Source organism: Sphingomonas sp. FUKUSWIS1 (assembly GCF_000733135.1).
Classification (GTDB): Bacteria; Pseudomonadota; Alphaproteobacteria; order Sphingomonadales; family Sphingomonadaceae; genus Sphingomonas; species Sphingomonas aerolata.
In genome coordinates this window covers 1-1,101 of record NZ_JPJC01000213.1, presented here as the reverse complement: position 1 = coordinate 1,101, position 1,101 = coordinate 1, and the positions used below count along the sequence as shown (strand labels likewise).

Genomic DNA, 1,101 nt, shown 5'->3' with positions numbered 1-1,101 from the left:
GCTCGGCTGCGTGATGGTGCTCAAAAGTGTCGTGCCGAACCTGAGCGGGATGGAGGCGGTGGTCGTCGGCCGGTCGAACATCGTCGGCAAGCCGATGGCGCAATTGCTGTTGCGCGAGAGCTGCACGGTGACCGTGGTGCACAGCCGGACGCGCGACGTGCGCGCGCATGTCGGCGCCGCGGACATCGTCGTCGCCGCGGTCGGGATCCCCGAGATGATCAAGGGCGACTGGCTGAAGCCCGGCGCGACCGTGATCGACGTCGGCATCAACCGCACCGAGGCCGGGCTGGTCGGCGATGTCGATTTCGCGAGCGCGGTCGGGGTCGCGGGCGCGATCACGCCGGTGCCGGGCGGCGTCGGGCCGATGACGATCGCGTGCCTGTTGCGCAATACTCTGGTGTCCGCCGGGCGACGCGAAGGCGTGGCGATCGACGAGGCGGCGCTCGACCGGGCCGGCGCATGATCGAGCTTTATATCTCGTCGCTGATCACCTTCTTCGTGGTGATCGATCCGCCGGGCTGCGCGCCGATCTATGCCGGGCTGTCGGCGAGCGCGTCGGCGGCGCAGAAGCGCGCGATGGCGTTCCGCGCGGTCGGCGTGTCGGCGGCGATCCTGTTCGTGTTCGCACTGTTCGGCGAGGCGTTGCTCAAAGGATTGGGGATCAGCCTGGCGAGCTTCCGGATCGCGGGCGGGATCATGCTGTTCCTGATCGCGCTCGAGATGGTGTTCGAGAAGCGCACCGAACGCCGCGAGGACCGCGCCGCCAAGGTCGCGAGCGATCCCGAAGCCGACGACGTGTCGATCTTCCCGATGGCGATGCCGATGATCGCGGGGCCGGGTTCGATCGCGTCGGTGATGCTGCTGATGAGCCGCAACAGCGGGATCGAGCGCTCGGCAGTGGTGCTGGCGGCGATGGTGACGATCCTGTTGCTGACGCTGGTCGCGCTGCTCGCGGCGGGGCCGATCATGCGGATCCTGGGCGCGAAGATCGAGGCGGTGATCACGCGGCTGCTCGGCGTGCTGCTGGCGGCGCTGGCGGTGCAGTTCGTGCTGGATGGGTTGTCGGTGGTGTTGCGGTAGGTTGGGGTCGGCGTGCGCGGT

Annotated in this window: 1 protein-coding gene and 1 pseudogene; both read left to right on the top strand. The window is 68.8% G+C overall.

The annotated features are described in order from the left end of the window. A pseudogene (locus sphsw_RS13020) lies at nucleotides 1–463 on the top strand (bifunctional methylenetetrahydrofolate dehydrogenase/methenyltetrahydrofolate cyclohydrolase); the annotation flags it as partial. Further along, nucleotides 460–1,080, top strand: a complete 621-nt coding sequence (locus sphsw_RS13015; RefSeq protein ID WP_031440980.1) for a MarC family protein — start codon at nucleotides 460–462, stop codon at nucleotides 1,078–1,080. The pseudogene sphsw_RS13020 and the gene sphsw_RS13015, both read left to right, overlap by 4 nt. Nucleotides 1,081–1,101 lie beyond the last annotated feature (21 nt).